The organism is Brachybacterium sp. 107, from assembly GCF_052379725.1.
Lineage (GTDB): Bacteria > Actinomycetota > Actinomycetes > Actinomycetales > Dermabacteraceae > Brachybacterium.
Map to the genome: position 1 here is coordinate 84881 of NZ_JBQSYW010000011.1, position 25766 is coordinate 110646.

The window sequence follows — 25766 nt, forward strand, 5'->3', positions numbered from 1 at the left end:
CCGATGAGCGCCACCGGCCAGGACGCCCGCCCCGCCCGCCGTCGGCCCGGACGGCCCCGTGGGCAGGACTCCGCCGTGGTGCGAGAGGGCGCGATGCGGGCGGCGATCGACCTCATCGCGAGGCAGGGCTTCGCGGCGACCTCGATGGCGCAGGTCGCGGCCGCCGCGGGGATCTCACCCTCAGGGCTCGTCCATCACTTTCCCTCGAAGAAGGCCCTGCTCGGCGCGGTCCTCGAATATCGCGACACGGTGGACAGCTTCCCCCGGGAGGCGTTCGGGGAAGGCCCCTGGGCCGATTTCGACCACCTGGTGCATGTGGCCGGGCTGAACATGGAGCGGCGCCAGCTCGTCCTTCTCTACACGACGATGATGGGGGAGGCTGCGACCTCCGAGCACCCCGCGCACGAGTGGCTGAAGAGCCACTACGCAGCCGTCGTCGGGACGCTTGCCGACGCCGTCCGAGCCGCGCAGCGCGACGGCCATATGCGGCCCGAGGCCCCAGTGGATCGCATCGCGCGCTCCACGGTGGCGCTGATGGACGGCCTCCAGGTCCAGTGGCTGCTGGATCCGGAGATCGACATGGAGGCAGCCCTGGGCGACTATGTCGCCGAGCTCAAGCGGCGGTGGGGCACAGACCCCGCCTGACCGGCGGCAGGCTTCTCTCAGGCGTCGGCCGCGAGGCGGAATCCCTTGTTGTCGCTCGCGTCCTCCGCGGCCGTCGAGCTCCGGGCCGCGACCCGGTAGCGGTTGCAGTACGAGTCGTGGCACAGGTACGAGCCGCCGCGCATCACCCGCACGTCACCGTCGAGCGAGAGCGCATCACCGGTGGACCAGTTGTCGCTGCACCACTCCCACACGTTCCCCGCCACCTCGTACAGCCCGAACCCGTTGGGTGGGAAGGACCGCACGGGCGCCGTCGCGACAAAGCCGTCCTCCTGCGTGTTCCGCACGGGGAAGGCGCCCTGCCAGATGTTGCAGCGGTGCTCGCCGTCCGGCGTGAGCTCATCGCCCCAGGCGAATCGCGCCTGGTCCAGGCCACCGCGGGCTGCCTTCTCCCATTCCGCCTCCCGGGGCAGACGCATCCCGCACCAGGTCGCGAAGGCCTCCGCGTCCCGCAGCGAGACGTGCACGACGGGATGATCGGCGCGGCCTCCAGCGCCGGGCTCTCCCGCGTCAGACGCTCCCACGTCGCACCCCGGGCCCTCGGGCTGGTCCCAGCGGGCCCCGTCGACCGCTCGCCACCACGGGGTGCCGGGCGGCTTGCGGCTCGCTCTACGCAGGTCCTTCTCGAGCAGCGGGGCGAACACGAACGACCAGCCGAACTCCTCCGCCTCGGTGACATATCCGGTCTCGTCGACGAAGGCCGCGAACTCCGCGTTGGTCACGCAGGTCGGGTCGATCCGGAAGGCCGGGACGTCGACCGTGCGCACCGGGGACTCGCCGTCGGAGGGGTTGCGGTCGCGGTCCTCCGAGCCCATCCGGAACGCCCCGGCGGGGATCACGACGGCGCGATCGGCGCGGGAACGCACCTCGGCGACGGGTGCCGCCCACTGGTGCGGCCCCTGATCGGCGGGGTCTCCGAGGTCCGAGGGAACGGCCGACGGCATCTCGACTGCGCTCCGGCCGGCGCTGCAGCACGCGGCCGGAGTCGCAGGGGCTGGGTGCTCGATATCGTTCATGCCAGGTCTCTCTCTGTCAGGGTGGTCCTCCGGCGGCGTCGTTGACACGCCGTCAAGCCAGTTCATACGGTATCCGGACCTGCTGTGGCGCGGGCCGGGACCAGGACCGACGGCGAGGTCGCCGCGAACTCGGTGTCCGCCCGCCCCACCTTCCCGAAAGGCACCCACCCATGCTCACCGGCATCGACCCCCTGCTCACCGGAGACCTGCTGCGGATCCTCGACCACATGGGGCACAACGACACCCTGCTGATCACCGATGCGCACTATCCCTCCCATGCGATGGGGGCGCCCGTGATCGACCTGGCCGTCAGCTCCCCGGAGGCGGTGCGGGCCGTGCGCACCGTGCTGCCCGTGGATGTCTACGCGGGCCCCTCGGTCACGCTCATGACCCCGGAACCGGGCACCGGCGAGGAGGTGCAGGCCCAGCTGCAGGAGTCCGCGGCGATCCGGGCGGACCGCCTCGAATGGATCGACCGTTTCGACTTCTACGAGCGGGGCCGTGGCGTGTTCGCGGTGCTGCGCACCCTGGAGACCCGCAAGTACGGCTGCGTCATGCTGCGCAAGGGCGTGGTGGGGGACGACGAGGGCTGAGCGCGTGTGACGGTTGTCACCGGGTCGCTTCATTGTTAGCGTCGGGGCTCCGGGCAGAGCGCCGAAAATCGTTTTGATGGCTGCCGCACGACGTGGTGCGGCCGCCGCCGCCCTGCACGGGACCACATCCGACGACGATGACGGAGGACCGCGCCGTGACGCACCCTGCCCCTCAGCCCAGCGCTCAGACCATGCACGACCGCACCGGGCAGGAGGGGAAGAGGCCGGGCCGCCGCCGGGTCCTCGCCTCCCTCGGCGCCCTCCCCGCCGGCGCGGTGCTCGCCACGGCCGGAGCCGCCCAGGCCGCCCCGGCCGGCCGGGGCAAGGGCACGACGAAGAGCTCCGGCTCGGGGGACTTCGCCCTCGGGGTCGAGAACCTCCTCATCCCGGAGACGCTGGAGATGCTGCGCGACGCGCGCGTCGGCCTGATCACCAATCCCACCGGCACTGACCAGCAGCTGCGCTCCACGATCGACCTCCTGGTCGAGGCGCAGACGGAGGGCGGTTTCACGATGAGCGCGCTGTTCGGGCCCGAGCACGGGGTGCGCGGTGCGGAGCCGGCCGGAGGCTCCGTCGGCGACTACGTCGACGAGAAGACGGGACTGCCGGTCCGCTCGCTCTACGGCGCCACGCAGAAGCCCACCCCGGAGATGCTGGCCGACGTGGATGTGCTGGTCTTCGACATCCAGGACATCGGAGCCCGCTTCTACACCTACATCTGGACCCTCTTCTACGCGATGGAGGCGGCGGGCGAGAACGACAAGCGCTTCGTGGTGCTGGACCGCCCCAACCCGCTGGGCACCGACATCGAGGGCTTCCTGCTCGATCCGGAGCTGTCCAGCTTCGTGGGCCTGAAGGAGATCCCGCAGACCCACGGCCTGACCGTCGGCGAGCTCGCCTCCCTGTTCAACGGCGAGTTCCTGGGCAAGGCCGTGGACCTCGAGGTGATCGAGATGAGCGGCTACGACCCCGAGGCCCCGCCGTCGGCCGATCTGCCCTGGGTGCTGCCCTCCCCGAACATCCCCACCCCGGAGACGGCGGTGGTCTATGCGGGCACCGGCCTGATCGAGTCGATCAACATCTCCGAGGGCCGTGGCACCACCACGCCGTTCCTGTGGTTCGGCGCTCCCTTCATCACCGAGGCCCAGGTCGACGCGATCATCGCGGACCTGCAGGCCGCGGAGCTGCCCGGCGTGCTCTACCGCCCCATGTTCGCCACGCCCACGGCCTCCAAGCACGCCGGAGAGTTCTGCGGCGGCCTGCAGCTGCACCTCACCGATGCCGCGGCCTACGAACCGGTGCGCACCGGCATCCACGTGCTCGCCGCCCTGTTCGCGAACGTCGACGAGGTCGACTGGCGCGAAGGAGAGGACTGCCGCACGGAGGACGACGTCTGCTGGATCGACAAGCTCTCCGGCACCAAGCGCACCCGCGCGATGCTCGAGGCAGGTGACGGCGCACAGGCCATCGTCACGGCGTGGCGGCGGGAGTCGCGTCGCTTCGAGGTCATCACCAAGCGCTACCGCCGCTACTGAGCAGGAGAGCTCCCATGACCCCCATGCACCCGGATTCCCCCACGGATCGCTCTGTCCTGTCCCGTCGTGCCTTCGCCGCGGCGCTGGCCGGCGGGGCCGTGGCCCTCCCGGCCGCCGCCCACGCCGCTCCCGCCGGGCGTGGCGCCGAGACCGCACGAATCGACGAGCTGATGGCCGGCATGAGCCTGGACCAGAAGATCGGCCAGCTCTTCGTCGCCGTCGGCTACGGCTCCGCGGCCGACGAGCCCCACGACTCGAACACCTCCACGACCGGCGTCGACACCATCGCGGACATCGTGCGCACCCACCACGTCGGCGGGCTGATCTACTTCACCTGGAGCGACAACCTCCAGGACATCGAGCAGATCGCGACCCTGTCCAACGATGCCCAGGCCGCCGCCCTGGACTCCGGCGGCATCCCGCTGATCATCAGCGCCGACGAGGAGCGGGGCGTCGTCTACCGTCTGCCGGCCCCGGCCACCCCGCTGCCCGGCGAGATGGCCCTGGGCGCGACCGGCTCACGGGCCCATGCCCGCAGGGCGGGAGACATCGTGGGCTCCGAGCTGCGTGCCGCCGGCCTCCACCAGGCCTTCGCGCCCGACGTCGACGTGAACATCGAGGCGCAGAACCCGGTGATCGGCGTGCGCTCGCTCGGCGCGGACCCGGCGGCCGTCGCTCGCCTGGCGACCGCGCAGATCAAGGGCCTGCAGGGGGCGAACTGCTCCGCCGCCGCGAAGCACTTCCCCGGCCACGGCGACACCGCCACGGACTCCCATCTGGGACTGCCGGTCATCGATCACACGCGCGAGGAGCTCGACGCGATCGACCTGCCGCCCTTCCTGGCGGCGATCGACGAGGGCGTGGACGTCATCATGACCGCCCACATCATGGTCCCTGCGCTCGACGACTCGGAGCGCCCCGCGACGCTCTCGCACCCGATCCTCACCGGACTGCTGCGCGAGGAGCTCGGCTTCGAGGGCGTGATCGTCACCGACTCGCTCGCCATGGAGGGCGTGCGCACCCTGTTCGGCGACGACCGGGTGCCCGTCGAGGCGATCCTCGCCGGCGCGGATCAGATGCTCATGCCGCCGGATCTCGTGGTCGCGATCGACGGGGTGCGCGAGGCGGTCGCCTCCGGGGAGATCACCGAGGAGCGCGTGGAGGAGTCGGTGCGCCGGATCCTCGCCCAGAAGCTGCGTCGCGGGCTGTTCGACGAGGTCCAGGTGGATGCCGCGACGGCCGTCTCGAAGATCGGCACGAAGCGCTCGGTAGGGTCCGCCCAGGCGATCGCCGATGACGCGATCACGCTGGTCACGGACGACTCAGGCATCCTGCCCCTCGCGGCCGGCTCCACGGTGCTGGTCACCGGCGTGGGCACCGCCGCGAAGCTCGACGTGGCCGTCGCCGCCCTGCGCGAGCACGGGCTGGAGGCGAGCTCGCTGGTCATGACGAGCATCGACAACGCCGCGACCGCCGAGGCCGAGGCGGCCGCCCGCGGCGTCGACGCGACGCTGGTGTTCACCTCGTCCTCGGGATTCACCACTCCTGCCGCGCAGGCCGCGCTGGTCGAGCAGCTCGCCGCGGGGGACACCCCGGTGCTGCACGCCTCGCTGCGCAACCCCTACGACGTGGTGCACGTCGGCGAGGTCGCGGCGTCGATGGCCGCCTACGGCAACTCCGACTGCAACCTCCGGGCCGTGGCCGGCGTGGTCGCGGGCGCCGTGAACCTCCGCGGGAAGCTCCCGGTCGCGATCCCCACGGCCGACGGCACGGGGGAGACGTTCCCGCTCGGGCACGGCCTGCGCTGAGGGATCCTGCCGCCGGATCGCGCCGGGGTCGCCGCTCACGGGGAGGCGTCGGCGTGCTCCTGGGCAGGTCGCTCGGGGTCGACGAGCTCGTGGAGCGCGTCGGCCTCGAGCGTGTCGTCGGCCCCGCGCGCTCCGTCGGCCTCGCGTGCGGCGTCGGCCTCCCGGGCGAGGCGGCGCCGGCGCCCCTGCACCCAGGCCCGGGTGAACACGCCGCCGGCCAGCAGCAGCACCGCACCCATCAGGGCGATGACCACGGTGAACGTGGCCTCGAGCGAGACCAGGGAGATCAGGCCGCTGGAGAGGATGATGCCCAGCGCGCTCGCGGTGCGCAGCTGCGCGAACACCTCGGCGCGGTGCTCGGGCTCGACCAGGCGATCCAGGACCAGCGAGTAGTAGGTCGCCAGCGGCGCGAGCACGGAGCCCACGAGCAGGGCGCCCACGACGGTGGCGGTCACCGAATGACCCAGCCCCACCGAGGCGACGCCGAGACCGGTCACGGCGAGCCAGGCCAGCACGGTGCGCCGGCGCGGCACGCGGTTGCGCACGCTCACCCAGACCCCGCCGCAGATGGACGTCACGCACAGGGCCACGGGGAACACGACGCCCCAGGCGGCCGGCAGGCCGAAGGAGACCGCCATCGAGACCGCGCCGATCTCGATCGCGGAGATCGCGGCCGCGCTTGCCGCCGCGCATACCAGCCACAGGGCGATGATCGGCGTGAGGCGCAGGCGGCTGCGTCGGTGCTCCGGGCCGGGTGCGGTGGCGCTCGCGACGCGGGGCAGCAGGAACAGGGGCCCGACGCCCAGCAGCACCATCGCCCAGACCGCGGCCTGCGGAGAGATCCCGCCCAGCGCCGCAGCGAGCACGGGCGAGGCCACGAAGGTCACCTCGTTCAGGGTGGCGGCGACGCCGAGGGCGCGCGGCAGGCGCGAGACGGGCACGAGGTGGTTGAGCACGGCACGCAGGGTCCCGAAGGCCGCGCCGTTGACCAGGCCGGCCGCGGCCGCACCGCCGACCACGAGGGCGAAGGGGGCATCGGTCGCGGCGAGCACCGCGATCCCCACGAGGGCGAGGGCGCGCAGGCCGATGAGCGTGCGCACGAAGGGGAGCGGGGAGAAGCGTCGGCCGAAGCGGGTGATCGGCACGGCGCCGATCACCTGGGCGAGGGTCATCGCGAGCATCATCGCGGCGCCGCTGGCGGCATCCCCGGTCAGCGGCAGCGCGATGAGCGCGAAGGCGATCGGGGCGGCGGCCTGCGGCACGGCGAAGAGCCCGGAGGAGGCGAACCAGCGCAGCAGGCGCACATCGGTGGTGGGGCGACGCATGGGTGACCTCCTTCGAGGCGGGACGGGACGGTGCGAGCGCGCTCGCTATGAGCAACATAGTGCTCATCGCCCAGGATGCGCAATATAGTTCCCATCACTCCCGCTAAGCTCGTCGCCATGACCGGAGGAATGCGCCCCGCCGTCGTCGAGCAGCTCGGCGACCGCATCCGTGCGGCCCGCCAGGAGCTCGACCTCAGCGTCGCCGCCCTGGCCGAGCGCAGCGACGTCAGCCGCCGCATGCTCACCCAGATCGAACTGGGCCAGGCCAACCCCTCCGTCTCGACCCTGGACCGCGTGGCCGCCGGGCTGGGGACCACCTTCGCCGCGCTCATGGGAGTGGGTGCCGACGCCCCGCCCGACGGGGTCGAGGTGTGGTCCACCGAGGCCGGCAGCTGGTCCGTGCTGCTCGATGCGATCGACACCGAGGGCCTCTCCGTCGAGACCTGGAAGTGGAAGTTGGTGGGCGAGGACCAGCGACCCAACGGCTCCGGCGTGCCCTCGCCGGGCGTCATGATCCACGTGATCGACGGCGCCCTGGAGATCGTGTGCGGCGAGGACGTGCAGGTCATCGAGGCCGGCGGCTCCGGTCGTGTGATCACCGACCAGGAGTACGTGTACCGCGCCCGCGACGCCCAGGGCGCCGTGTTCACCTCGGTCGCGCTGCAGTCCCGCGCCGGTTAGGGTCGGCGGAGGCAGGAGCTGCTGTTCCCGCCGCGATCGCACCCGCTCGACGAGGAGCCCCTGTGCCCGCAGCATCCGTCTCGACGACCCCTGAGCCCGCAGCGCCTGTCCGTCTGATCCCCGGGGAGAAGCGGCGCCTGCTCGACGCCTCCCCGCACGCCGGGGAGCCCTGGTACGTCAACGACCACACCCTGATCCGTGCGGCCGACGGCACCTGGCACGCCTTCGGGATCTGGCACCCCGAGCCCGCCGACCCGCTGCACGAGGACCGCTTCCTCCACGCCACCGCAGCAGACCTGGAGGGCGCCCCCTGGACGGTCCACGACTCTGTCCTCCCCGCACGGCCGGATCTCGGCGAGACCCACGTCTGGGCCCCGCACGTGATCGAGCATGAGGGTCGCTACTGGATGTTCTACGCCGGAGGCACCGCCGACCACACCTCCTATCGGATGACGCTCGCGACCAGCGAGGACCTGTTCAGCTGGACCCGCCACGAGCCGCCGCTGTTCACCGACGGCTTCGACGCCCGAGATCCCATGGTGATCCACGACGGCGTGCGCTGGCTGCTGTACTACACGCGCACCTCCGCACCCGACGGTGGCTTCCACGAGGTCGCCGTGCGCACCTCCGAGGACCTCCTGACCTGGTCCGATCCTGCCGTCGCCTACCGCTCCACGCAGTCGGGGACCGTGGGCGGACCCACCGAATCCCCCTTCGTGATCCGTGCCGGCGAGGGCTGGGTGCTGTTCGTCTGCGAGTCCACCGCCTACGACAGGACCCTCGCCTACTACTCCACCGACCCGCTGCACTTCGAGGACTCCGGCGCTCTCGACGTCGACTTCGACGAGCACTGCGCGGAGATCGTCGCGGACGGCCCGCGCACCTGGATCACCGGCGGCGGCTGGGGGAGGGGCGGGCTGACGATTCGGCCTCTGGAGGTGTGGACCTGATGAGTCCGCTGGGCGTGCTGCAGATTGGCTGGCGAGGGGACGGCGTCGCGCCCGACGCGATCGGCTGTCACTCATCCCTTAGCGTGCGGAATGCGACGCAGCCTCGTCGAAGGGCCAGCACACGTGGCGCCCTGAAAATATGTGGTCCGCGCGGCGGCTGGACCATAGATTCAGGACATGGTGCTGACACTGATGTGCGGTCTTTCGTTCTCTGGCAAGAGCACGTTGGCGGCGCGCATCGCGCACGATCTGCCGTCTCAGCTGATCAGCCTCGATCACATCAACGCGGAACGAGGACTTGCGGGCGGTCAGGGAATCCCGGTGGAGGAATGGTCGACGACGAACCGCATCGCCCACGATCGTGCCGAGGAGCACCTTCGGCGCGGGTGTCATGTCGTCATCGACGACACCGGATCGCCGAGATTCATCCGAGATGCATGGCGGGTCACGGCGGAAGCCGCGGGTGCGTCCTTTGTGGTGATCTGGGTGCAGATCTCCAAGGAGCTGCAACGCGAACGCGTTCTCGCGAACAGAGTCCGCCCTGTACGTGCCGGCGTCACCGATGAGGTGCTCCGAGATCATGGAGCGAGCTTCGACGATCCCGAGGACGAGGGCGCGCTCGTCGTCGACGCGAGAGGCACGGACGACCCTGAGCAGGTGGACATGATCGTGCGGAAGCTCAGGATGCTGGGGACTCGATAGGTCCACGGCGTCCGCGCCACTCCGGCGACCAGCTGGAAAGCCCGAAGGGATCAGAGCTGTCCGGGTATGCGCTGCATAGCCGTCGCCCGTCGCCGGTCCATCGAGACCGTGATCTGGGAGCCGATCACCCGGGCGAGGAGCGCGATGATCAGCGTCGCCATCACCGCCATGACGTTGTCGAACCCCATCTGCGACGCGGGTGGCATGCGCAGCTCCTCGGGCTGGGTCACCACGGCCAACCAGGAGATCCCCGTGACCAGTCCGGAGATGGCGAAGAGCGCGCCGAACAGCACCACGAGCGGCCAGAGCCGCTTCACCGCAGCCCAGACCGTGATGCCCAGGGCGAGGAGCGTCATCCACGGCATGCTCGCGATCCACGAGTAGAGCGTGTCGCCCTGGTTGCTCAGGGACCAGGTTGCGAAGAAGGTCGCGGGGAGCATCACGAACGACAGTGCCGCGGCACTGCTCGTCTCGGGCCAGCGGCGGCGTCCCTCGGGCAGTACGAACAGCAGCAGTGCCACGATCAGCAGTACGGGTGGCAGCAGCGGATATCGTGCGAAGTACAGAGCGATGAGCACAGGGAGGATCGCGACGACGGCGACGATGTACGCGGTCACGAGGCCGATCGAGCCGATCACCAGCGCTGCGCCTCCGGCGACCGACATCAGCGACGGTCCGGCGGAGACGACCACCCAGTTGCCGAGCCAGTCCGTACGGGAGGTGTCGTAGGTGGCCCCGGAGCGCGGAGATGTCCAGTGGGAGTTCAACGCGGATCCTCGAGACGTCGACGGTGGGACGGGTCCCACTCTAGGGTGAGGCGCCGACACCTCGCGGCCACGTGGAGGACTGCGTGCAGGGCCTTATACGTAGGCGCTGCTTCGCACTAGGCTCGACCGGGCGGGCGAGCGTTCTCCGGTTCCGACCGGACCGCTCGACGAGGAGCCCCCGTGCCTGCAGAACCGACCCCCGACCTCCCCGGAACCGGCGCTCTCGCCGGGCACCGGATCACGGCCTGCGCGGCCGACTGGGACGCCGGCTACCGCGCCTTCAAGCTCAAGATCGGCCGGGGCAACCTGTGGATGCCGGCCGACGAGGGCTTCGCCCGGGACCTGGACGTGGTGCGCGCGGTGCGCGACGCCTACCCCGATGCGCGACTGCTCGTGGACATGAACGACGGCTACAGCCCCGAGCAGACGCTCCGCTTCCTCGACGCGATCCAGGACTGCGACCTCTACTGGATCGAGGAGCCCTTCGCCGAGGACGTCGAGGGACTGACCCTCGTGCGCGAGCACCTAACCCGCACCGGTTCGCGGGTCCTGGTGGCCGACGGGGAGTCCGACCCCGATGTGGAGCGGGTGCTCGACCTCGCCGAGGCGGGCCTGCTGGACGTGCTGCTCATGGACGTGCTGTCCTTCGGTGTCACCGCGTGGCGACGGATCATGCCGCGGGTCCGCGAGATCGGCGTGCTCGCCTCGCCCCATGCCTGGGGCCATCCGCTGGAGACCCTCTACGCCGCGCAGCTCGCCGCTGGGCTCGGGACCATCCCCGTCGTCGAAGCGGTTCCGGGCCTCACCGAGGGTGTCGACGCGACCGGCTACACGCTGCGCGACGGGGCCATCACGCTGCCGAGCGATCCTGGCTTCGGCCTGCATCTGGGCGGCTGACGCCGGCCGACGGTCCCCGCGGACTCGGCGCCGATCCGTCGCGCCCGCCCTCGGGATCAGCCGTCCGGTATCAGGCGCCGTGGCACCGGAGGGCCGCCGTCACGGCGACGACCGCGCCCTTCGGAACCAGCCCGATGTCCGCGAGCTGGGCGATCTCCACCCAGCGGGGCGTGTAGACGTTCTCGTCCGATGACCGCTCGACCTCCGGCCCGCCGAGACGCAGCGGACCGTCTGCGACCGTCACCGCGAAGTACCTCGCCGCGGGATCGGAGCGGATCTCCAGCTCCTGCGGGTCGCGCCCGATCAGACCGGTCTCCTCCTGCAGCTCTCGCAGGCAGGCCTCCTGGACGCTCTCGCCCCGCTCGACGCCGCCGCCCGGCAGCACCGCATAGTCCCGTCCGGCCCTCCGTCGGCCGATCACCAGCACCGACCCGGCGCTGACGACGACGGCGGCTGCTCGGATGCGCATGGGCCGAGCGTAGCTGCGGAAAAGCCCGTGCTTGCCGGAACTGTGCATGGAAAGGTGTGCACATGACGCACCGGCTGACCTGGACCGACTTCCCCGACCCGCTCCGCGAGCGCCTCGAAGGACTCCTGGGCGGGACCGTGGTGTCCACGACGTCCTGCCGCGGCGGCTTCTCGCCGAGCAGCGCCGAGATCCTGAGCTCGCAGGCCGGGCGCCGTCTCTTCGTCAAGGCGGTGCGGGAGAGTGACAATCCCGGCTCGATGACCTTGAACCGTGCCGAGGCCGCCGCTCTCGCGGCCATCCCGGCCTCCGCCCCGGTCCAGCCACTCGTCGACGCTTTCGCGCACGAGGACTGGTTCGTGCTGGTCACCGAGGTGGCCCCCGGGGCACTCCCGGCTGAACCCTGGACCGGCGAGCAGCTCGACCAGGTGCTCGCCGCCCTCGATGCGCTGCAGGCCGCGACCACCCCGTGCCCCGTTCCAGGCCTGCGGAGCGTCGCGGAGACCCTGGGCCCGGACCTCCTCGGTTTCGACCGGGTCGCCGAGGACCTGCCGACGGATCTGCACCCCTGGATCGCCGAGCGGCTCGACATGCTGCGGGAGGCGGCACGACGGGGCATCGACGCGCTCGACGGCGACACGCTGTGCCACTCCGACGTGCGCGCGGACAACATCCTGCTCACCACAGAGGGGGAGGTGAGCCTCGTCGACTGGGCCTGGGCCTCGCGCGGCAGCCGCATCGCCGACGCCCTCCAGCTGCTCGCCTCGGTCCCGGACCCCGACGGCACGCTGGGCGTGAACGACCGTGTGGACGCCGTGCTGGACCGGCACGGTCTGCCCCGGCAGGTGGGCACCGATGTGCTGACCGGCATCCTCGCCTTCTTCGTCGACGCCGCCCGCCTGCCCCACGCCCCGTCCCTGCCGCTGATCGGCGACCATCGGCGCCGAATGCGTGACTCCCTGTTCGCCGTGGTGCGCGAGCGCTGGTGAGGGTCGGGACCCGGGCGTACGCTCTGAGACATCCGGCAGTCGACTGCCAGCACCGAGTCGACAGCCAGCAGCAAGGAGGAGACAGAGATGTCCCAGGTCATCGCCGTCGTCGGCGCGACAGGCACGCTCGGGCGGACGGTCGTCGAAGTGGCCCGCGCCGAGGGGCTCGAGGTGCGGGAGATCGCCCGCTCGCGCGGCGTCGACATCGTCACGGGTGAGGGCCTCGACGAGGCGCACCGCGGCGTCCAGCTCGTCATCGACTGCTTCAAGCCGCCCACCCTCGAGGCCGAGCAGGCGACGGAGTGGTTCCACGAGGCGATGAGCGGCCTCGGTGACGCGGCACGCCGAGCCGGCGTGACGCGCACGGTCGTCACCTCGATCGTGGGCATCGACGGGATGCAGGACTACGGCTTCTACCGTGCTCAGCTCGCGCATGAGCAGGCCGCGCGCGAGCATTGCCCGGGCACCGTGATCGTGCGTGCCACGCAGTTCCACGACTTCGTGGGGAACATGCTCGTGCGCGACGGCGACGGCGACGGCGACAGCGAAGGTCTGCAGGTCATGGAGGCCCCCTCGCAGCCCGTCGACACCCGCGCGGTCGCCGCCCTGCTGCTGCGCACGGCGCTCGCCGAGCAGCCCGACGCGCTCCTCCAGATCGCCGGACCTCAGGTCGAGAACACCCTGGACCAGGCCCGGCGCCTGCTCGCCGCACGCGGGGACGCCACCCCCGTCACAGGCGCTCCGGCCAGCGAGTCGATGTCCCGCGGCGGCATGCTGCCCGGCCCCGAGGTGCCGACCGTCGGCCCGACCTACGAGCAGTGGCTCGACGAGCACGAACGGCACGAACGGCACGAATGACGGGAGCCGGAGCCGGCGACGGTTCAGAGGCTGAAGTCGGGGTCCGGTTCCCCGAACCCCTCCGGGAGCCTGACCGGACAGAACTGCTGCATCGTGGGGTTCACGTAGTCCTGGGCGAACCGGACCGCTTCCTCCGGGGTGCGTGATCTCTGGTTGAGGCTGTCCTGCATCATCATCATGGCGTCCCAGAGCTTCGTGCCGACGGGTAGCGGCGGGCGGGAGCGGGCGAACTCCATGATCTCGACGAAGAACTCGATGCTCGGATCCCAGGCCTCGGGGTCCTGGACGGCCTCCAGTCTCGTCGGGATCCGGGAAATCTGCGGCATGAGGATCCGCTGTCCCTCGTACCCGGCGTAGAACGTCATGAGCTTCCAGGCCGCCTCGGACCTGCTCGACCCCTTCGGCATCGCCAGACCGAAGCCGCCTGCCCAGGTGAAGGGGTCGTCGCTCCCGTCGGCGATCGGAACGTGCGTCACCCCGTAGCGCATGTCCGGTCTGTAGTCGGTCTGGGACTGCACTCCCCAGGGGCCGGAGATCTGGAACATCTGCCGCTCGGAGAAGAACGAGGTCTGCGTCGGCGGAGCGTTCGGCGGCTGGTAGGTCGCCTTGAAGGCGTCGACGCGGGGGAAGTCGAGCCGATCCACCCAGCTCGCGTACTCCGTCGCGACGGCCAGCATCTCCGGGGAGTCGAGCGTCATGCTGCAGGTGCTGTTGTCGAAGAACGTGACGCCGGAGGCCATCGCCCACATCAGCAGCGAGGCCTCGCCATCCCACGGGATCCAGGTGATCCGCTCGTAGTTGCCCTGCTCGTCCTGGATGTCGAAGGCGTCGCTGATCTCCCACATCTGGTCCAGCGTCATGGGGCCGTTCGCCGGGTCCAGCAGCGTCGGATCGACCCCTGCCTCCTCGGTGAGGTCCTTGTTGTAGTACATGGCCCGGGTGTCCGTATCCAAGGGGAGCCCGTACCACTGGCCGTCGTAGAGCACCTCGTCCGTCGAGAACTTCACCCAGTTCGCCATGAACTCCTCGGGCTCGACGCCTTCGTACTCGCGGATCAGCTCGTCGAGCGGTTCGAGCAGGCCCAGGGACGCCATCTCGGCACCGCTGAACCGTCCCATGAAATAGACGTCCGGTCCCGTGCGTCCGCGGACGGCCGTGATCACCGAGGACGCATCGCCCTGCGAGCTGCTGGGCACCTGCGAGACGGCCACGGTGATGCCGGGATTCTGCTCGGTGAACGCCTCGATGACCTCGGCTTCCTTGTCCACGTCGCTCGCCCAGATGCCCCACAGGGTCACCGTGTTCGGGTCCCGATCGGATCCCGTGGGGCGATTCGTGCATCCCGTGATGGCACCGCCGGCCACGGAGACCGTGCCCCCGGCGGTGAGGGCGTGCAGGAACGCACGGCGATCAATCATGGCGGCACCCCAGGAACGTCGTCGTTCGGGCTGGGAGGAGGACACTCATCATCGACCTTTCCCCGAGCGGCGACGGTGCGGCCCGGTCCGTCACCGTATCCAGAGGAAACGGGGCTCGAAAGGCCGCAGGCGGACTCGCGAGTTCGCACGACGGACGCCGCTGCCCTCATGGCGGGCCGCGCGGTGCGGAGAGCTACTTCAGCCCGGCCATCTTGATGTTCGCGATGATCTGCCGCTGGAAGATCAGGAACAGGATGATCACGGGCGCTGCGGCGAGCGTCGATCCTGCCATGAGCAGCGCCAGCTCGCTGGAGCGTTCGGAGCGGAAGGTCGCCAGGTACTGCTGGACCTGGTAGAGGTCAGGGCTGGTGATCGTCATGACCGGCCACACGTAGGCGTTCCAGAACACCAGGAACGACGTGATGCCCACGACCACGAAGGGCGGTTTCGACAGCGGCACGAACAGTCGCAGGAATATCCCGAACTTCCCGCAGCCGTCGATCATCGCGGCCTCCTCGAGGCTGCGGGGGATGTTCAGATAGAACTGCCGGATGAAGAACACGTGGGCCGCCGCGGCCGCGCCGGGCAGGATCAGCACCGCGAGGGTGTCCAGCATGTGCAGCTTCGTGACCACGATGAAGCTGGTCAGCAGGATCGTCATGCCGGGGATGAACATCGTGGAGATGACCACCACCCACAGCGTGCGCTTGAAGGCGAACTCGAGCCGGGCGAAGGCGTAGGCGGCGAAGGAGTTCACCGTGAGGCTCAGCAGGGTGAACAGCACCGCACCGAAGCCGGTGATCGCCAGGGTCCGCACGAAGGCGGGGTCGGCGAGGATCTGCTGGTAGTTCTCCAGTCTCCACACCTCGGGGAAGAACTGGAACGGGGTGCGCACCACCTCCTGCTTCGACTTGAAGCCGGCGATGGCCATCCACGCCAACGGGAAGAGGGCGGCGGCGACGATGATGACCGCGACGACCGTGCGGATGATCGCGGTGAGCACCCGGCGGGCGGTCAGCGGTCGGCGTCGTGGCTGCGCAGGAGAGGCCGATGAGGGCGGCGCGGGGCGCTGGGAGGTCTCCAGGGGCAGATTCATCAGTCCACCAGCTTCTCGGAGTTCAGCACCCGGAAGATCAGGGCGGAGACCGCTCCCAGCACGAGGAACAGCAGCAGGGCCGCCGCGATCGAATAGCCCTGATAGGCATCCCCGCGGAAGTGGTTGAAGATGAAGAGGTTGGGCAGCGTGGTGGAGTCCAGCGGCCCGCCGCCGGTCATCACGAGCGGCAGCTCGTACTGCTGGATCGCCGCCACGAAGCCCGTGATCAGCAGATACAGCAGCACGTTCTTCATCTGGGGGAGTGTGATGTACCGGGTGCGCTGCCACCAGTTCGCGCCCTCGAGCTGAGCGGCCTCATAGAAGCTCTCCGGCACGTCGAGCATCGCCGCGATCATGATCAGGGTCATCAGCCCCAGCCCCATCCATATCGCCGGCACCGCGATCGCCGGCAGCGCGAGACGCACATCGCCGATCCACGCCTGATCCTCGATCCCGACGAGTCCGACGGCCGCGTTCAGCAGGCCGCCGGAGTACTCGTAGATCAGGGCGAAGGTGATCGAGGTGATCACGGCGGAGATGATCGTGGGGATGTACACGGAGATCTTCAGGACGGTGCCCAGGCGACGCCCCACCCCGGTCACGAAGCTCGCGATGAGGAAGGACAGCAGCAGCTGGAGCGGAAGGGTCATGAGCACGAAGAGGAGGCCGCGCCGGATCGCCGCCCGGAACTCCGGATCGGTGAGCACGTTGACGAAGTTCCGCAGGCCCACGAACTCCGAGTCCTGGTAGAAGCTCCAGTTGAAGAAGCTCAGGTAGATCGCGGAGATCGTGGGCACGATGACGAAGATCGTCAGCAGGATCAGCACCGGCGCCAGCATCAGCAGGGCGATGCGGGTGTCGCGGGGCGGGTGGGAGCGCAGAGGAGCGGGGGAGCCCTGCGCGGTCGGGGAGCTGGTCACCACCGGTCAGTCCTTGGGAGCCTTGCCCGCGAGCTCCTCGCGGTCGATGACCTTCTGGATCTCGGCGTTCGCGCCGCTCAGCGCCTCCGCGGGGTCCTCGCCGTTCATGCCCTTCTCCAGAGCCTTGCCCATGGCGAGGAGAACGTCCCAGGGGTAGGACGGGGTGGGGGCCGACGCCGGGGCGATGTCTTCGCTGACCACGGCAGACCACGGGGCGTCCGCCGCCTCGGGGGCGGCTTGCACGGCCTCGGCGACGTGGGGCCGGGCGGGCGCCTTGGTGAACTGGGTGCCCACGAAGAAGGGCACGAGGTTCTCGACGTCCCCGGCGAGGCACCAGGACAGGAAGTCCGCGGCGCCGTCCGGCTGGTCGGTCTTCGCATCGATCACCCATTTGAAGTTGCCCAGCGTCGCCACGGAGGCCGAGAGGTCACCGTCGCTGGTGGGGAAGGGAGCGATGCCGGTGATGCCCAGGAGGTCCTCGTAATCCGAGGCGATCTCGCTGAACGCCCAGGAGCCGGAGGTCATCATGGCGCACTTCTGCTCGCCGTACGCCTTCGCCTCGACATAGGCGCCGAGGGGCTGCTTGGGGATGTAGCCCTTCTCCCGCAGCGTCTTGTAGAAGCCCAGCAGATCCTCGTACTTCGGATCCTCGGCGTCGGCCTCCGACCAGTCGTCGGTGATCGGGAAGTGACCCGCCACCTGGAACTGCTGGCCGACCGTCGCCCAGGCGAAGGTGTCCTGGTCGCCGGCCGTGGTCAGGGCGAACGCCCCGTCGGGCAGGGTGGGCAGCAGCGACTCGCAGGTCGAGTAGAGCTCGTCCCACGACGTCGGCGGCTTCTCGGGGTCCAGCCCTGCCGCCTCGAACATGTCCTTGTTCCAGAACAGTGCGGACTGCGGCTCGAGCAGCAACGGGTAGCCGTAGATCTTCCCGTCGACGGTCACGAGCTCCTTGGCCTGGTCGGTGAGGTTCTCGAGCTGCTCGGCGTCCAGCAGATCGTCGAGGGCGAGGAACTGTCCCAGCCGTGCGCCCTCGTCCATCGTGGAGGGGTCGGTGTAGACGTCCGGCATCGTGCCGGCCGCCTGAGCGGACTTCACCCGCTGGTCCCAGGCGTCCGCCGGGACCTCGACGTCCTTGACGAAGAACTTCTCCTGGGCGTCGTTGTACGAGGACACGATCCCCGCGTACCACTCGTTCTCGAACGGGGTGAACGTGCGGTGCCAGAACTCGATCGTGGTGCGCCCGTCGGCCGCGTCGGCATCGTCCTTGGACTCGCCGGGCGTGCCGCTGCCGCAGGCGGCGAGGGAGGCGGCGGCCCCGGAGACCGCAGCTGCGGAGAGGAGGGTGCGTCGTTTCATGGTGCTGCTCCTTGTGTCGGTGCTGCCATTTCGGGGGAGGAGCTGCGTCGGGCAGGTCAGCTCCGTTGCTGGCTGGGAGTGCTGGATGTGGGGAGGTGCTGGGCTCGGGACCACATCGGACCGGATTCCGGACCACCGCTCAGCGACGTTGTCGAGCGTGCCCGTCGTGCCGATCGATCCCGTCTCGACGCCTCGTCGCCTCGGTCGGTAATCGTTTGCGGGCCAACGTGGTCCGGGTGCGGGAGGTGTCAACGACCTAGGGCTGGTGGCGAGCCGTTGACGCCGGTCGCCCAGCTCCGTATCGTGCCGGTAAACGTTTCCTGATCATCGCCGATCTCCTGGGAGTACCCCGTGACCCACCCCGCCCGAGACCTCGCCGCGCTGCGACCCGTGCAGACCCGTTCGATCAGCCCCGAGAACGTCGACGGCTCCGTCGGCGGCGGCGGTCGCGCCGTCGAGGGCACCGGTGCCGAGGCGGCCCGCGACCTCGGCCAGGGCTGGAAGGTGTCGCCGAGCGTCGACGTGAAGGCGGGGGAGACCCTCACCCTCGCCGACATCGACTCCGCCGGGGTGATCACCCATATCTGGATCACCACGCACACCGACCACTGGCGCCAGCTGGTGGTGCGGGCCTACTGGGACGGTGCCGAGGAACCCGCGGTCGAGGTGCCCTATGGCGACTTCTTCGCCAACGGCTGGGGCGTGTTCGCGCAGGTCGACTCGCAGATGGTCGCTGCGAACCCGCACGGCGGCTTCAACTCCTACTGGCCGATGCCGTTCCGGGAGGGCGCTCGGCTCACGCTGGAGAACACCTCGGACCAGGACGCCCGGGTCTATTACCAGGTGACCTACGAGCTCGGCGGCGACCACCGAGAGGATGCCTATTTCCACGCGCAGTGGCGCCGCTCGAATCCGCTCCCGGAGGCCACCGAGCACGTGCTGCTCGAGGGCGTCGAGGGCCAGGGCCAGTACGTGGGCACCTACATCGCCTGGGGCGTGCACTCCAACGGCTGGTGGGGCGAGGGTGAGATCAAGTTCTACCTGGATGATGACCTCGCAGGCCAGTCCGACGGCGGCTTCCCGACCATCGCCGGAACCGGCACCGAGGACTACTTCGGCGGTGCCTGGAACTTCGATGTCCCCGGCGAGGGCTACACCGCCTTCTCCACCCCGTACCTGGGCATGCCGCAGGTGATCCGGCCCGATGGGCTCTACATCGCCCAGCAGCGCTTCGGCATGTACCGCTGGCACGTGGCCGACCCGATCCACTTCACCACCGGTCTGCCCCGCGTGGACATCCAGGCCCTGGGCTGGAAGAGCGCCGGCCGGTACCTGCCGCTGCGCGATGACATCGCCTCCACCGCGATCTTCTACCTCGACCGCCCGGTGACCACCCGTCCCGAGCCGCCGACCTTCGACGGCATGGAGGTCCACCTCGGATCCGCCGCCGGCCCGCACAGCCCCGCAGGTCCCGCACGCGCCTGATCGGCGCCCAGCAGCAGGGAGGACCGCGGTGTCTCAGAGACCCACGATCATGGATGTGGCCGCCGCCGCCGGCGTGTCCTCGGCGACGGTGTCCCGGGTCGTCAACGGCGTCGCCTCCGTCGACCGGGACCTCGCCCGACGGGTGCGTGCCGCGGTGCGCACCACCGGGTACGTCCCCAATGCGCTGGGGCGCTCCCTGCGCCGCGGCGGGACCGCGCAGATCGCGGTGGTGACCCCCGATGCGGAGAACCCGTACTTCACGCAGATCATCAGTGAGGTGGAGCGGATCGTGCGCGCCGACCACTACTCGGTGACGGTCGCCCATACCGAGGACGACCTCGACCTCGAGCGGGAGTGCTTCGCCCAGCTGGTCGGTCGCCACGTCGCCGGGGTGCTGCTGGTGCCGGTCCACGGAGCCCGCACCGACCTCTCGCCGCTCACCGAGGCGGGGATCCCCGTGGTGCTGGTGGACCGCTGGATCGAGGGGGCGGCGACCGACCTGGTCGCGACCGACAACCTCGATGCCGGCCGACAGGCCGCCCTGCACCTCCACGAGCGCGGCTTCCGGGCGCCGGCCGTGATCGCCGGTCCCGCCGACCTGCGCACCACCGAGGAGCGCGTCGTCGGCCACCTCGCCGCCTGGCGGGAGCTCGGGGTGCCGGCCCCGGACTCCGTGATCGCCCGGGGCGATCTGCATCTGGAGTCGGGACGCGACCTGATGGCGCAGATCCTCGCGGCCGGCGAGGCCGATTGCGTCTACGTGACCAACAACCGGATGTCCGCCGGGGCGTTCGAGTCGATGCGCGGCGTGGAGGGTCCTCCGGCCCTGCTCGCCACCGACGACGACCTGTGGACCCGCCTGGTCACCCCGTCGGTCTCCGTGGTGCACCAGCCGGTGGGCGCGACCGCCCGGGCTGCGGCGCGCATGCTCGGCCAGCGCGTGACCGATCCCGAGGAAGAGCCCTCGACGACCCTGCTGCGCTCCCGGATCATCGAGCGGGAGTCGACCCGCAGGCGCTGACGGGCAGAGGGTGCGAGGTCAGCCTGCCGCGCGGACGACCACGCAGCAGCGACCCTCGCGCGGGCACAGCTCCGCCCGGTCGCGGTTCTCGCCGCGGGCGTCGAGCATCCCGCCGATCATCGCGTGGTTCAGCCCGCACACCAGGTCCGTATGGGTGCGGCTGAGGCGGTGGAACGGGCAGTTGCGCAGGTCGATGTCCCCGTTCAGCTCGAGCGTCGGCTCGTAGCCGCGGGCCCGGAGCACGTCCAGCAGCTCCGCGTGCGCGACCCCGGCCGTCTGTCCCTCCGACTCGGCGACCCGCAGCAGCGCGCGCTGCACGGTGCCGTCGTCGTCCGCCTCGAGGGCGGCCGCCATCAGATCCGCCAGCAGCTCGTAGTCCCGGGGTGGGACCGAGACGGTGCGCTCGCCCCGGGTGCGCACATAGCGCTTGGCGGGGCGACCGGCCCCGGGGCCGCCGACGCCGACGGGGCGGGAGTAGGTGGTCTCGAGCAGGCCGGCGTCGACGAGCCGGTCGAGGTGATAGGCGGCCAGGGTGCGGCTGATGCCGACGGTGCTCGCGGCGTCCTCGCGGGCGACGGGGTCGTCATGGGCGGAGACCGCCTGGTACAGGCGGCGACGCACCGGGTCCGTCAGGGCGCTGAGCCCGTCGAGGTCCTCCGGGGTGGGAAGTCGGCTGCGATCCATGCCCACGACTCTAACACCAACGACTCTTGACAAATAGGGGTCGGAGGAGGAATCTAAAAAACGCCATCATTGGTTTTAGAAGGAGTTCGTCATGGCAGCCTCCACGCTCCCCGTCCCCGTCCACACCTCCAACCCCACCCCGGCCTCAGCCTCCGTGCTGGTCAGAGTCCGTCAGGACCCGGCCTTCGCCGCCTTCTGCGTGCTGCGCCTGGGCTTCATCGCCCTCCCGCTGCTCATGGGCCTGGACAAGTTCACGAACCTGCTCACCGACTGGCCCGGCTACCTCGCCCCCTGGATGGTGGCCGTCCTCCCGATCTCCGCGCAGGCCGCGATGCACCTCATCGGCGTCGTCGAGATCGTCGCCGCGATCGGCATCGCCCTGCGGCCGCGGCTGGCCGCCTGGGTGGTCGCCGCCTGGCTCGTCGGCAACATCCTGAACCTCCTCACCTACCCGGGGTTCTTCGACGTGGCCCTGCGGGACGTCGGCCTGCTGGTCGCGGCCGTCTCCCTCGGTCTGCTGGCGTCCCGGTACGACCGCCCGCGCAGCGAGGTCGACGCCCGATGACCTCCACAGTCAGCCTCCCGGACGCCCCGGCGCACATGGCCCTCGAGGCGCAGCGCGACATGGCCGCCGCGGAGGTCGCCGCCGCCGACTTCCTCCGGGCGCTCGGCATCCCGCTGGACTCCGAGCACCTCCGGGCGACGCCCGGTCGCATGGCCCGCGCCTGGGCCGAGATGCTCACCCCGCGCCCGTTCGATGCGACCACCTTCCCCAACGACGAGGGATACGACGAGCTCGTGCTGGCCCGCGACATCCCCTTCCGCGCGGTGTGCGAGCACCACCTGCTGCCCTTCGTCGGCACCGCGTGCGTCGCCTACCTCCCCGGCGAGCGGATCCTGGGGCTGTCGAAGCTCGCCCGCATCGTCGAGCATTTCGCCTGCCGTCCGCAGACCCAGGAACGGCTCACCCGCCAGGTCGCCCTGTGGCTCCAGGAGCAGCTGCACCGCAGGCCGTCGGCGTCGTCCTGCGGGCGGAGCACTCCTGCATGACCCTGCGCGGCGTGCAGGCCACCGGATCGAGCACCATCACGTCATCGCTCCTGGGTAGTCTGCGGAGCGACCCCCGTTCGCGTCAGGAGTTCCTCGCCCTCGCCGGCGCCGGAGCCTGACCCCACGCCACCATCCAGCACCACGGGAGGAATCATGTCTGCACCCCAGAACATCGTCGTCATCGGGGCCGGGCTCGCCGGAGCCAAGACCGCCGAATCGCTGCGCAAGCGCGGCCGCACCGGGTCGATCACTCTGGTCGGCGAGGAGAAGCATCTCCCGTACGAGCGGCCGCCGCTGTCCAAGGAGTACCTCTCCGGGGAGGGCTCCTTCGAGGACGCCCTCGTGCGGCCCGAGCAGTGGTACGCCGAGCAGGACATCGACCTGCGCCGCGGCGTGCGGGCCACCGCGATCGACCGCACGGCGCGCACGGTCGCCCTCGACGACGGCACGATGCTGCCCTATGACGCCCTCGTGCTCGCGACCGGTTCCTCCTCGCGCCGCTCCGAGCTGCCAGGGGCCGACGCCGAGGGGGTGCTGTACCTGCGCACCCGCGAGGACTCCGACGCGATCCGTCCGCTGGCCGCCGAGGGCACCCGGATCGTGGTGATCGGCGGCGGCTGGATCGGCCTCGAGGTCGCCGCGGTCACCCGCTCCGGCGGCGCTGAGGTCACCGTGCTCGAGCGCGGGCACCTGCCCCTGGCCCGCCTCCTCGGCGACGAGATCGCCCAGGTCTACGCCGACCTGCACCGTGAGAAGGGGGTGGAGCTTCTGACCGACGCCGAGGCCGCCGAGATCCTCGTGCAGGACGGTCGGGCCACGGGCGTGCGCCTGCGCGACGGGCGCACCCTCGAGGCCGACGCCGTCGTGGTGGGGATCGGCGCGATCCCGCACCTCGAGCTCGCCGAGGCCGCCGGCCTGGACCTCGCCGAAGGCGGCGTCGCGGTCGACGCGACCCTGCGCAGCTCGGATCCCGCCATCTTCGCCGTGGGCGACATCGCCGCCCATCAGCATCCGCTGCTGGGTCGCCGCGTGCGGGTCGAGCACTGGGCCACCGCGCTGAACCAGCCCAAGGCAGTGGCGCGCACGATCCTCGGGGACGCCGCCGAGTACACGGAGCTGCCCTACTTCTACACCGACCAGTTCGACCTGGGCATGGAGTACCTCGGCTCGGCCCCGCAGGACCAGGTGGCCGAGGTGGTCGTGCGCGGCGACCTCGCCGCCCGCGAGTTCCTCGCCTTCTGGCGCGACCGCGACGGCGTGATCCTCGCGGTCATGGCCGTGAACATCTGGGACGTGATCGACGTGATCAAGCCGCTGCTCACCGAGCGCCGTGTGGTCGACGTGGCGCGGCTGACGGACCCCTCCGTCGAGCTGGCCGACCTCTGAGCCCACGGGAGCACCTTTCAGCGTTCTGCCCTGCCAGCTATTCTGGCTCCGACCCGGTCGGGGGGACCGGGAAGGGGGACGACGATGAGATCAGAACTGTCGCGACGCACGATGCTGGGAGCCGGCGGTCTCGTCGCACTGCTCGGCACGGCAGGGTGCTCGAACCTGCCGCAGGTGCCGTTCGGCGCTGAGGACAGCGGGTTGGAGACGCTGCTGCAGCGGATCGGCGGATCCGGCATCACCGGGACGAGCCTCCATCCGACCGCGGTGCTCTGGGCTCGCCCGGCCGCGGTGGCGGAGGTGCTGGGTCTCGACGGTTCCGTCGATACCCACGTCCCGGGGCCGGTGAGGTGGTTGCAGGCTCTCGAGGTCACCGATCCGCAGATCGTCACCGATGCCATCCTCGGACGGACCATGGTGACAGATCCGGACTCGCTGGCCTCCGCAGAACGATTGATGACGCCGACGGAAACCATCCGCGTGAACCGGGACGGGCACGAGGGTGTGCTGTGGGCCGGCGCTGCCGGGATGCTCGAGGACCTCGCGGAGGCGCTCGGGGAGTATGTCGTGCGGGATGGGGACCGGCTGCGGGTCGCTGAGGGCTTCGAGCCGGCCACGTCCATCTACACGCGGATCGCGGCACCTCTCGGAGAGGATCTGGCCTTCTCGACCGACGAGACCCTGGACGGGTTCGACGCCGAGGAGTCCGTCGCCGACCTCTTCCCCGATCGTGGCGAGCTCATCGCAGCGATGGACCTCGAGGACCCCCACCTGGTGACGGGTGCCAGCTATACGGACCTCTCGGAGGCCTCTGACGCGCCCGGCCCCACCGCGTTCGTCTTCGGAACCCGTTTCGATTCCGCCGAGGCGTACACCACGCGCGGTGCTGTGCGCGTGCATGGCGACGCGAAGGTCGTCGCGACGAGGATGCTCGACGAGGCGTCCTCCAAGGGTGACGAGATGACTGGGCTGCTCCGGGTGGTGGCGGCGAAGGCCGAGGGCGATCTGGTGCGGGTGGAGATCTCGTCAGGTTCGCCGGAGGATGACCTGTTCTGGGACGCCCCTAAGCATTTTCATCAGCATCCGCCTCCCGGAATGCAGCAGCGCCTCGACTGACGGCGGACATGCCGTGACCTGGACCACCCTATCGGCATAGGCTTTCCCTATGACTGCACCCACTCGCCGTATCGGCTCCCTGACCGTCTCCGCTCTCGGCCTCGGCGCCATGCCCCTGTCGATGGGGCGTGGCGAGCCCGCCCCGGAGGATCGCGCGACCGCCACGATCTATGCCTCGCTCGACGCGGGCGTCACCTTCCTCGACACCGCTGACATCTACGCCCCCACCTGGGACACCATGGGGCACAACGAGAAGGCCGTCGCCGAGGGCCTGCGCACCTGGGACGGGGACCGCTCCTCCGTGGTCCTGGCGACCAAGGGCGGGATCACTCGCTCCGAGGGCGAGGTGGGCGGCCGCAACGGCACCGCCGACTACCTGCGCTCCGCCCTCGAGAAGTCCCTCGCGAACCTCGGCATCGACTCCGTGGATCTCTACTACTGGCACCGCCCGGACCGCAGCATCCGCTACGCCGAGGGCGTCGAGGCGCTCGCTGCGCTCAAGGAGGAGGGCCTGATCCGCGAGATCGGCATCTCCAACGCGAACGTCGAGGAGATCGACGTGGCCCTGGAGGTGCTCGGCGAGGGAGGCCTCGCCGCCGTGCAGAACCAGTTCTCACCCACCTTCTTCCACACCTCCAAGCGCGAGCTCGAGCATTGCGGCGAGCATGGCATCGCCTTCGTGCCGTGGTCGCCGCTGGGCGGCACCGGCGGTGGCGCGAGCGCAGTGGGGGAGCGGTTCCCGCAGATCCAGGCCATCGCCGAGGCCCACGGCGTGAGCCCGCAGCAGGTCGTCCTGGCCTGGGAGCTCTCTCTCGGCGAGCATGTGGTCCCGATCCCCGGCGCGAGCCGTCCGGAGTCGATCACCGATTCTGCCGGCGCCATGACCCTCGAGCTCGGCGCCGAGGACCTCGAGCAGCTGAACCAGATCATCGCCTGAGCGACAGCGCGCAGCTTCCTCCCGCTGCGCGCACCCGCCTCCCGCCA

At 70.4% G+C, this 25766-nt stretch carries 25 protein-coding genes and 1 pseudogene; 17 read left to right on the plus strand and 9 right to left on the minus strand.

The annotated features are described in order from the left end of the window. Positions 1 to 3 precede the first annotated feature (3 nt). The gene (locus tag ACT3UL_RS12870; RefSeq protein WP_444578651.1) at positions 4 to 645 is read left to right on the plus strand and encodes a TetR/AcrR family transcriptional regulator; all 642 of its coding nucleotides are present in this window, start codon (positions 4 to 6) and stop codon (positions 643 to 645) included. Between the two features lie 17 nt (positions 646 to 662). On the opposite strand, the gene ACT3UL_RS12875 is transcribed toward ACT3UL_RS12870, so the two are convergent. Continuing rightward, positions 663 to 1607, minus strand: coding sequence for a formylglycine-generating enzyme family protein (locus ACT3UL_RS12875; RefSeq protein ID WP_444578652.1), 945 nt, complete (start codon positions 1605 to 1607; stop codon positions 663 to 665). A 242-nt stretch (positions 1608 to 1849) separates the two neighbouring features. Between ACT3UL_RS12875 and ACT3UL_RS12880 the strand changes: the two genes are divergently transcribed. From ACT3UL_RS12880 to ACT3UL_RS12890, 3 genes are all read left to right on the plus strand, one after another. Beyond that, a complete protein-coding gene (locus ACT3UL_RS12880; protein WP_444578653.1) occupies positions 1850 to 2272 on the plus strand; it encodes an RbsD/FucU family protein in 423 nt (140 codons plus the stop codon). A 155-nt stretch (positions 2273 to 2427) separates the two neighbouring features. Beyond that, positions 2428 to 3807 (plus strand): exo-beta-N-acetylmuramidase NamZ family protein, encoded by a 1380-nt coding sequence (locus ACT3UL_RS12885; RefSeq protein ID WP_444578654.1) that lies wholly within the window; start codon positions 2428 to 2430, stop codon positions 3805 to 3807. 14 nt (positions 3808 to 3821) lie between these two features. Continuing rightward, entirely contained in the window at positions 3822 to 5615 is a 1794-nt protein-coding gene (locus tag ACT3UL_RS12890; protein ID WP_444578655.1) for a glycoside hydrolase family 3 protein, read from the plus strand. A gap of 35 nt (positions 5616 to 5650) precedes the next feature. Here ACT3UL_RS12890 and ACT3UL_RS12895 read toward each other — a convergent pair whose 3' ends face one another. After that, positions 5651 to 6940 (minus strand): MFS transporter, encoded by a 1290-nt coding sequence (locus ACT3UL_RS12895; protein ID WP_444578656.1) that lies wholly within the window; start codon positions 6938 to 6940, stop codon positions 5651 to 5653. A gap of 117 nt (positions 6941 to 7057) precedes the next feature. Here ACT3UL_RS12895 and ACT3UL_RS12900 point away from each other — a divergent pair, with 117 nt between their 5' ends. The 3 genes from ACT3UL_RS12900 to ACT3UL_RS12910 all read left to right on the plus strand — a co-directional run bounded on the left by ACT3UL_RS12900 (position 7058) and on the right by ACT3UL_RS12910 (position 9273). Continuing rightward, entirely contained in the window at positions 7058 to 7621 is a 564-nt protein-coding gene (locus tag ACT3UL_RS12900) for a helix-turn-helix domain-containing protein (protein ID WP_444578657.1), read from the plus strand. 62 nt (positions 7622 to 7683) lie between these two features. Beyond that, complete coding sequence (locus ACT3UL_RS12905) at positions 7684 to 8571, plus strand: family 43 glycosylhydrolase (protein ID WP_444578658.1); 888 nt, start codon at positions 7684 to 7686, stop codon at positions 8569 to 8571. Between the two features lie 177 nt (positions 8572 to 8748). Further along, entirely contained in the window at positions 8749 to 9273 is a 525-nt protein-coding gene (locus ACT3UL_RS12910; protein WP_444578659.1) for an AAA family ATPase, read from the plus strand. 50 nt (positions 9274 to 9323) lie between these two features. Here the strand turns inward: ACT3UL_RS12910 and ACT3UL_RS12915 are convergent, their stop codons facing one another. Further along, the gene (locus tag ACT3UL_RS12915) at positions 9324 to 10040 is read right to left on the minus strand and encodes a hypothetical protein (RefSeq protein WP_444578660.1); all 717 of its coding nucleotides are present in this window, start codon (positions 10038 to 10040) and stop codon (positions 9324 to 9326) included. A gap of 180 nt (positions 10041 to 10220) precedes the next feature. Between ACT3UL_RS12915 and ACT3UL_RS12920 the strand changes: the two genes are divergently transcribed. Then, complete coding sequence (locus tag ACT3UL_RS12920; RefSeq protein ID WP_444578661.1) at positions 10221 to 10937, plus strand: enolase C-terminal domain-like protein; 717 nt, start codon at positions 10221 to 10223, stop codon at positions 10935 to 10937. Positions 10938 to 11007: 70 nt separating this feature from the next. Here ACT3UL_RS12920 and ACT3UL_RS12925 read toward each other — a convergent pair whose 3' ends face one another. After that, the gene (locus ACT3UL_RS12925; protein ID WP_444578662.1) at positions 11008 to 11406 is read right to left on the minus strand and encodes an NUDIX domain-containing protein; all 399 of its coding nucleotides are present in this window, start codon (positions 11404 to 11406) and stop codon (positions 11008 to 11010) included. A 62-nt stretch (positions 11407 to 11468) separates the two neighbouring features. On the opposite strand from ACT3UL_RS12925, the gene ACT3UL_RS12930 reads away from it, so the two are divergent. Both ACT3UL_RS12930 and ACT3UL_RS12935 read left to right on the plus strand, forming a co-directional pair. Continuing rightward, positions 11469 to 12392 (plus strand): phosphotransferase family protein, encoded by a 924-nt coding sequence (locus ACT3UL_RS12930; RefSeq protein WP_444578663.1) that lies wholly within the window; start codon positions 11469 to 11471, stop codon positions 12390 to 12392. 87 nt (positions 12393 to 12479) lie between these two features. After that, complete coding sequence (locus ACT3UL_RS12935) at positions 12480 to 13250, plus strand: SDR family oxidoreductase (protein WP_444578664.1); 771 nt, start codon at positions 12480 to 12482, stop codon at positions 13248 to 13250. 23 nt (positions 13251 to 13273) lie between these two features. On the opposite strand, the gene ACT3UL_RS12940 is transcribed toward ACT3UL_RS12935, so the two are convergent. The 4 genes from ACT3UL_RS12940 to ACT3UL_RS12955 form a co-directional block, all read right to left on the minus strand. After that, on the minus strand, positions 13274 to 14668 hold the full coding sequence (locus tag ACT3UL_RS12940) for an extracellular solute-binding protein (protein WP_444578665.1): 1395 nt from the start codon (positions 14666 to 14668) through the stop codon (positions 13274 to 13276). Between the two features lie 193 nt (positions 14669 to 14861). Next, the gene (locus tag ACT3UL_RS12945; RefSeq protein ID WP_444578666.1) at positions 14862 to 15764 is read right to left on the minus strand and encodes a carbohydrate ABC transporter permease; all 903 of its coding nucleotides are present in this window, start codon (positions 15762 to 15764) and stop codon (positions 14862 to 14864) included. Continuing rightward, on the minus strand, positions 15764 to 16684 hold the full coding sequence (locus ACT3UL_RS12950; protein ID WP_444578667.1) for a carbohydrate ABC transporter permease: 921 nt from the start codon (positions 16682 to 16684) through the stop codon (positions 15764 to 15766). The genes ACT3UL_RS12945 and ACT3UL_RS12950 overlap by 1 nt, the downstream gene beginning before the upstream one ends. A 6-nt stretch (positions 16685 to 16690) precedes the next feature. Beyond that, complete coding sequence (locus tag ACT3UL_RS12955) at positions 16691 to 18040, minus strand: ABC transporter substrate-binding protein (protein WP_444578668.1); 1350 nt, start codon at positions 18038 to 18040, stop codon at positions 16691 to 16693. A 351-nt stretch (positions 18041 to 18391) separates the two neighbouring features. Here ACT3UL_RS12955 and ACT3UL_RS12960 point away from each other — a divergent pair, with 351 nt between their 5' ends. Continuing rightward, positions 18392 to 19525, plus strand: a complete 1134-nt coding sequence (locus tag ACT3UL_RS12960) for a glycoside hydrolase family 172 protein (RefSeq protein ID WP_444578669.1) — start codon at positions 18392 to 18394, stop codon at positions 19523 to 19525. Between the two features lie 28 nt (positions 19526 to 19553). Then, a complete protein-coding gene (locus ACT3UL_RS12965) occupies positions 19554 to 20546 on the plus strand; it encodes a LacI family DNA-binding transcriptional regulator (RefSeq protein WP_444578670.1) in 993 nt (330 codons plus the stop codon). 18 nt (positions 20547 to 20564) lie between these two features. Here ACT3UL_RS12965 and ACT3UL_RS12970 read toward each other — a convergent pair whose 3' ends face one another. Next, positions 20565 to 21230, minus strand: a complete 666-nt coding sequence (locus tag ACT3UL_RS12970; protein WP_444578671.1) for a helix-turn-helix transcriptional regulator — start codon at positions 21228 to 21230, stop codon at positions 20565 to 20567. Positions 21231 to 21321: 91 nt separating this feature from the next. Here ACT3UL_RS12970 and ACT3UL_RS12975 point away from each other — a divergent pair, with 91 nt between their 5' ends. The 5 genes and pseudogenes from ACT3UL_RS12975 to ACT3UL_RS12995 all read left to right on the plus strand — a co-directional run bounded on the left by ACT3UL_RS12975 (position 21322) and on the right by ACT3UL_RS12995 (position 25719). Further along, positions 21322 to 21795, plus strand: coding sequence for a hypothetical protein (locus tag ACT3UL_RS12975; RefSeq protein WP_444578672.1), 474 nt, complete (start codon positions 21322 to 21324; stop codon positions 21793 to 21795). 59 nt (positions 21796 to 21854) lie between these two features. Beyond that, positions 21855 to 22399, plus strand: a pseudogene (gene folE, locus ACT3UL_RS12980) (GTP cyclohydrolase I). Positions 22400 to 22433: 34 nt separating this feature from the next. Beyond that, entirely contained in the window at positions 22434 to 23666 is a 1233-nt protein-coding gene (locus ACT3UL_RS12985; RefSeq protein WP_444578673.1) for an NAD(P)/FAD-dependent oxidoreductase, read from the plus strand. Between the two features lie 84 nt (positions 23667 to 23750). Next, entirely contained in the window at positions 23751 to 24782 is a 1032-nt protein-coding gene (locus ACT3UL_RS12990) for a hypothetical protein (RefSeq protein ID WP_444578674.1), read from the plus strand. A gap of 49 nt (positions 24783 to 24831) precedes the next feature. After that, a complete protein-coding gene (locus tag ACT3UL_RS12995) occupies positions 24832 to 25719 on the plus strand; it encodes an aldo/keto reductase (protein WP_444578675.1) in 888 nt (295 codons plus the stop codon). Positions 25720 to 25766 lie beyond the last annotated feature (47 nt).

Coding starts and splice junctions, on each gene's coding strand:
- ACT3UL_RS12870 (WP_444578651.1), top strand. CDS start 4: ATGAGCGCCACCGGCCAGGACGCCCGCCCCGCCCGCCGTCGGCCCGGA.
- ACT3UL_RS12875 (WP_444578652.1), bottom strand. CDS start 1,607: ATGCCGTCGGCCGTTCCCTCGGACCTCGGAGACCCCGCCGATCAGGGG.
- ACT3UL_RS12880 (WP_444578653.1), top strand. CDS start 1,850: ATGCTCACCGGCATCGACCCCCTGCTCACCGGAGACCTGCTGCGGATC.
- ACT3UL_RS12890 (WP_444578655.1), top strand. CDS start 3,822: ATGACCCCCATGCACCCGGATTCCCCCACGGATCGCTCTGTCCTGTCC.
- ACT3UL_RS12895 (WP_444578656.1), bottom strand. CDS start 6,940: ATGCGTCGCCCCACCACCGATGTGCGCCTGCTGCGCTGGTTCGCCTCC.
- ACT3UL_RS12900 (WP_444578657.1), top strand. CDS start 7,058: ATGACCGGAGGAATGCGCCCCGCCGTCGTCGAGCAGCTCGGCGACCGC.
- ACT3UL_RS12910 (WP_444578659.1), top strand. CDS start 8,749: ATGGTGCTGACACTGATGTGCGGTCTTTCGTTCTCTGGCAAGAGCACG.
- ACT3UL_RS12925 (WP_444578662.1), bottom strand. CDS start 11,406: ATGCGCATCCGAGCAGCCGCCGTCGTCGTCAGCGCCGGGTCGGTGCTG.
- ACT3UL_RS12930 (WP_444578663.1), top strand. CDS start 11,469: ATGACGCACCGGCTGACCTGGACCGACTTCCCCGACCCGCTCCGCGAG.
- ACT3UL_RS12935 (WP_444578664.1), top strand. CDS start 12,480: ATGTCCCAGGTCATCGCCGTCGTCGGCGCGACAGGCACGCTCGGGCGG.
- ACT3UL_RS12940 (WP_444578665.1), bottom strand. CDS start 14,668: ATGATTGATCGCCGTGCGTTCCTGCACGCCCTCACCGCCGGGGGCACG.
- ACT3UL_RS12945 (WP_444578666.1), bottom strand. CDS start 15,764: ATGAATCTGCCCCTGGAGACCTCCCAGCGCCCCGCGCCGCCCTCATCG.
- ACT3UL_RS12955 (WP_444578668.1), bottom strand. CDS start 18,040: ATGAAACGACGCACCCTCCTCTCCGCAGCTGCGGTCTCCGGGGCCGCC.
- ACT3UL_RS12970 (WP_444578671.1), bottom strand. CDS start 21,230: ATGGATCGCAGCCGACTTCCCACCCCGGAGGACCTCGACGGGCTCAGC.
- ACT3UL_RS12975 (WP_444578672.1), top strand. CDS start 21,322: ATGGCAGCCTCCACGCTCCCCGTCCCCGTCCACACCTCCAACCCCACC.
- ACT3UL_RS12985 (WP_444578673.1), top strand. CDS start 22,434: ATGTCTGCACCCCAGAACATCGTCGTCATCGGGGCCGGGCTCGCCGGA.
- ACT3UL_RS12990 (WP_444578674.1), top strand. CDS start 23,751: ATGAGATCAGAACTGTCGCGACGCACGATGCTGGGAGCCGGCGGTCTC.
- ACT3UL_RS12995 (WP_444578675.1), top strand. CDS start 24,832: ATGACTGCACCCACTCGCCGTATCGGCTCCCTGACCGTCTCCGCTCTC.